This window comes from Mesobacillus sp., from assembly GCF_047739415.1.
Classification (GTDB): Bacteria; Bacillota; Bacilli; order Bacillales; family Cytobacillaceae; genus Mesobacillus.
The window spans coordinates 1-5,194 of record NZ_JBIQOE010000020.1; the positions used below are offsets into that span (position 1 = coordinate 1).

Annotated in this window: 4 protein-coding genes; all 4 read right to left on the reverse strand. The window is 44.6% G+C overall.

The features are described 5' to 3' along the window. Window positions 1–2,697: transcription-repair coupling factor (gene mfd, locus ACH0QE_RS01510; protein ID WP_415798981.1), on the reverse strand; the 2,697-nt coding region annotated here is incomplete at its 3' end. Between the two features lie 103 nt (window positions 2,698–2,800). Beyond that, on the reverse strand, window positions 2,801–3,031 hold the full coding sequence (locus ACH0QE_RS01515) for an anti-sigma-F factor Fin family protein (RefSeq protein ID WP_102264806.1): 231 nt from the start codon (window positions 3,029–3,031) through the stop codon (window positions 2,801–2,803). 147 nt (window positions 3,032–3,178) lie between these two features. Beyond that, a complete protein-coding gene (gene pth, locus ACH0QE_RS01520) occupies window positions 3,179–3,739 on the reverse strand; it encodes an aminoacyl-tRNA hydrolase (RefSeq protein WP_415798982.1) in 561 nt (186 codons plus the stop codon). Between the two features lie 145 nt (window positions 3,740–3,884). After that, window positions 3,885–4,517 carry a 50S ribosomal protein L25/general stress protein Ctc gene (locus tag ACH0QE_RS01525; protein ID WP_415798983.1) on the reverse strand — a complete coding sequence of 211 codons (633 nt, stop codon included), beginning with the start codon at window positions 4,515–4,517 and terminating at the stop codon, window positions 3,885–3,887. Window positions 4,518–5,194: the final 677 nt, after the last annotated feature.

Sequence of the window (5,194 nt, forward strand, 5' to 3'; positions counted from 1 at the left end):
GTCTACACCTGTCTCTATGATTGTCGTGCTGACCAGGACATCATATTCTCCTTCAAGGAAACCAAGCATGACAGATTCCAATTCATTTTCGGTCATGCGGCCGTGTGCAAAAGTGACACGTGCATCAGGCACAAGCATGGATATCTCTTCAGCCTTCCGTTCGATATCCTCAACTCGGTTATATAGGAAGTAAACTTGTCCGTTCCTGGCAAGCTCTCGCTCAATCGACTCGCGGACAAGTCCCCCGTTGTATTCCATGACATATGTCTGGACAGGAAACCGGTTTTCAGGCGGCGTTTCGATGACTGATAGATCCCTGACGCCTAGCATCGACATGTGCAGTGTTCTTGGAATTGGCGTCGCCGTCAAAGTCAGGACATCTACATTTGTCTTAAGCTGCTTGATTTTTTCCTTATGCGTTACCCCAAAGCGTTGTTCCTCATCTATGATCAGCAGGCCAAGGTCGCTGTAGGTGATTTCCTTTGATAACAGCCTGTGGGTTCCAACAACAATATCAACACTTCCAGCCTTCAGTCCCTTGATCGTCTCCGTTTGCTGCTTGCGGGTACGGAACCTGCTCAACAAACCAATGTTAATCGGGAAGTCCTGAAACCTTTCCCTTAAGGTCTCATAGTGCTGCTGCGCAAGGATGGTCGTTGGCACAAGAAAAGCTACCTGCTTTCCATCAGCAATCGCCTTGAAGGCAGCCCTGATTGCAACCTCTGTTTTACCATAGCCGACATCCCCGCACAGCAAGCGGTCCATCGGGCGTTCACGTTCCATATCAAGCTTGATTTCATGGATGGAACGAACCTGGTCTTCAGTTTCCTGATATGGGAATGATGATTCAAAGTCGCGCTGCATCTCGCCATCAGGAGAGAAAGCGTGCCCGATGCTTGCCTCACGCTCTGCGTAAAGCTTGATCAAATCGTCTGCGATATCTTGTACAGAGGACTGAACCTTGCTCTTGACCCTTTTCCAATCGCTGCCACCGAGCTTATAGACCTTAGGTTCTTTACCTTCTGAGCCGACGTATTTTTGGACGAGGTCAATCTGCTCGACCGGGACGTAAAGCTTATCACTTCCCTGGTATCGGATATGAAGATAATCCTTATGAACGCCATTGATCACCAGCGTTTCTATGCCCAGGTATTTCCCGATTCCGTGGTTTACATGGACGACATAATCGCCAATCTTAAGCTCAGAATAACTCTTGATCCGCTCTGCATTCGACAGCTTTTGTCTTCTCGCAGGCTTCTTTGTTTTTTTATTGAAGAGTTCCTCTTCCGTAATCACAGCTATCTTCTGGATTGGGAATTCAAAGCCCGTATTCAGGCTGCCCTGGATAATCTGAACTTTTCCCGGCAGCAATTCCTGCTTGCTGTTCATTTTTACTGCATCGATTTCATAGTCTTCAAGAACTCGCTCGAGCTTTTTGACTCTTTCGGCGTCCGGACCAAGGAAAATAACCGCATAGTTTCCTTTGCGCCAGCGGTCGACTTCTCCTTTAAGCACATGCATCTGACCATGGAAATTCTGCATCTGCTTGCATGAAATATTGATGATGTTTTGCGGACTCGTGTTTGGAACATGCCTTAAAAATAAAGATAGATATACAATTGGCTTTCCGGCTTTACTCATCAAGTCAGGCAGCTGGTGTGAAATCTTCAGGTCATGAATGATCTGCCCTTCACCGAGGAGACTCGTATACCATTCCGCTTCTTCCTTGCTAAGAGACTCATTCATCTCCTGAACCCTGCTTATTTCATCGACGAACAGGAAACCATTAGACGGCAAGTAATCTATTAAACTTTGAGGCTTTTCGTACGCTATGGATAAGTACTTGAAAACTTGATCAGGTTTTTGACCATTGCGAAGCTGTTCCAATTCATAGCCAATGTTTTGCGACATCAGTGTCTTCGCTTTTTCATCCTTAAGCTTCTTCAAACTGCCTGAGAGCCCTTTTTCCAGCCCCGCGACCAGACGGTCCAGCTGTTCATTCTCGATTGGGTTTTCTGTCGCTGGTCCAATCGCTACAGTTTTCATTTTTTCCTTCGAGCGCTGGTCCTCAAGCGAAAATGTCCTGATTGAGTCAACCTCAGCATCAAACAGCTCAATCCTGATTGGATCTACCGATGTCAGCGGATAAATGTCGATAATTCCGCCGCGGAGGCTGAATTCACCAGGAGCCGAAACCATTTCCGCCCTAACATAGCCCATGCTGACAAACCGGTTAAGAACCGATTCGAGATCAATCTCTTCACCAAGCTTGAATGTCATCTGGAATTTCGACCATAGATCCTTTGGCGGCAGCAGCTTCCTAAGGCCAGCCATCGGGACAATCACAATACCTGTCTTCTTTTTGCTCCAATGATTCAGAGCCTCTATCCTCTGTGCCTTCAGCTCAGGGCTCGAAATACTTATTTCAGCGGCAATCAATTCATTTGCCGGGTAAAGGTAAACATCATTTTCCCCTATTAAATTAACAAGATCATCATATAGTTTTTGCGCTTGCAATAAATTATGTGTGACGATCAGGACGGGACGCTTTGTCTGTTCGTAAATCGCGGCTAAAAAGACCGTCCTCGCCGAACCAGACAGGCCTGCGACGAGCTGTTCCCTAAGCCCCGCATCCATTCCGGAAATAACAGATTGGACATCATCCTGATGACTAAATAGAGCTTTCAGCCCCTGCATCCAAACCTCTCCCTCTCTATAAAAAAATGCTAATCTTTACTTTTTTAAAATGATTGCCGATATACAAACAGAAAAATGCTTTGGATGAGGAATCCAAAGCTTGTCAGTGAATTAGGTAGTCATGCTGGTGGAAGTCTGGGTTGCGTTCCAGGGCTTCCTGACAGTCTTCACAGATCGATTTTATATTGATGTCACCATTTCCTGCGTAAGAAACCATCTCCTGACGCTCTTCCTCGTTCAGCTTATGCAGCCCTAAACTTTCACTGTGGACAGACAAACTGTCCAGCGAGCCAATTTTCGTGCCGCAATGACGGCAATGATAATGTATAGCCATGCCCGTCCCTCCCAAATTAAGTCATTACTCATTATTGACCCTTTGGCAGGAACTTATGCACTTAGCCTATTGTATGATTCTATTTTTACATTATATTACTTGAACAAAAGATTGGCATGTTTATTTCACTATCTTTAACAAAATCCTCTATTGATTGAATGTATTCATAACTTCTAAGAAAGGCTTTTTCATCCATTCTTCACAAGCATCGGCAGACTTAATTACAGCTTCAGCCATCTGTTCGTTTTCTTCCGCGGTAAAACGGCCAAGTACCCAATCCGTGATCGCCATTCCATTTGTAGGGCGGCTGATACCTACCCTGATCCGCTTGAATTCCTGTGTTCCGGTATGGGCAATCGTCGACTTAATTCCATTATGGCCGCCAGCACTGCCTTTTTGGCGCAATCTGATTCTGCCAGTCGGCATATCGAGATCGTCATAGATCACGACAAAATCTTCCAGATCAATATCATAAAAATCCATAACGGCCCTGATTGATTCACCAGAAAGGTTCATATAGGTTAAAGGCTTAAGCAAGATGACCTTTTCACCACCTACAAATCCTTTGCCATATAAGCCTTTATGTTTTGCCTGATCCAATGGGATATTCCACCGTTTGGATAACTCATCAATAACTTCAAAGCCGATATTGTGCCTTGTCTTATCATATTGCCTTCCTGGATTCCCAAGTCCAACAAATAACTTCACTTTCCACACCCCTAACAAAAAAGCATATCATCTCATTCAACCGCTTATTCCCTTGATTCAGGGAAAACCAGAAAGAATTTCTATTTATAATGTACATGAAAACCGCAAAAGACGTAACCCTTTTCAGGCTACGTCCAATGCTCCTTTATTCTTCACTCGCTTCAGTTTCTCTTCCTTCTTCATTTTCAGGCTCTCCTGGTTCTTGTTCTTCTCCAGAATTGATTTCTTCTTCCACTTTAGGAGGAAGGATTGAAACGACTACTGTGTTTTCATCATCATTAATTTCGTAATTTCCTGTTTTGATATCAGCAAGTGTCAGGTTTTCATTAACTTGCAGGTTTGTGATATCCACATCAATTGATTCAGGGATATTGCCTGGAGTCGATGTAATGTTCACTTCGTGGATCGGCTGTTGTAGTACGCCGCCATCCTTGACACCCGCAGCATCGCCAACGAGGTTCACTCGGACGCTTGCATGCACCTTTGAGCTTTTATCGACAACAAGGAAGTCAGCATGGAGAATCTCATTCTTGATATGGTCTTCCTGGTAATCAGTCAGCATGACGTTATGCTGGCTGCCGCCCACATCAAGTGAAATGACGCCATTTCTCCCATTTTCGCGAATAGTCTTCACAAACTCGATGCTGTCTACATAAATCGACTTACTATCAGTAGTCCTTCCATAGACAACTGCTGGAATATTGCCCTCCTGGCGTAATTTCCTCAAGGTAGAACGTTGAGTACCTGTGCGCTCATTTGCTTTCAATACTGCACTCATGATTTTGTCCCCTTCCTATTTCGTAAGTTCTTGTCTATATAAAAAATGCCCCAAAACAAGAAGGTCTAAACGTTTTACTTTTTTTAGAGGCTCTATTAAACATGGCTGTTGAGTTTCGTTCCAGGCACTTCGTTCTCCGCGGGAAATTGCTATAGGTTCTTGACAGCTTTGGCCCTGTTTCCTTGAAACCTGTCACAATAACCAGCTTTTCTTGACAGCTTTGACCCCGTATCCTTGAAACCTGTCACAATAACCAGCTTTTCTTGACAGCTTTGACCCTGTATCCTCAAAACCTGTCACAATAACGAGCTTTTCTTGACAGCTTTGACCCCGTATCCTCAAAACCTGTCACAATAACCAGCTTTTCTTGACAGCTTTGGCCCTGTATCCTTGAAACCTGTCACAATAACCAGCTTTTCTTGACAGCTTTGACCCTGTATCCTCAAAACCTGTCACAATAGCCAGCTTTTCTTGACAGCTTTGGCCCTGTATCCTCAAAACCTGTCACAATAACCAGCTTTTCTTGACAGCTTTGGCCCTGTATCCTCAAAACCTGTCACAATAACCAGCTTTTCTTGACAGCCTCAGCCTCTTCTTCGGAAAGGCATGAAAAAAGCGCAAGCTCCTTGGTCAGCCTAGACCGTATATAAAAGTAATCAGAAACAAGAGTAGGCTTG

Coding starts and splice junctions, on each gene's coding strand:
- ACH0QE_RS01525 (WP_415798983.1), bottom strand. CDS start 4,517: ATGAGTGCAGTATTGAAAGCAAATGAGCGCACAGGTACTCAACGTTCT.
- ACH0QE_RS01515 (WP_102264806.1), bottom strand. CDS start 3,031: ATGGCTATACATTATCATTGCCGTCATTGCGGCACGAAAATTGGCTCG.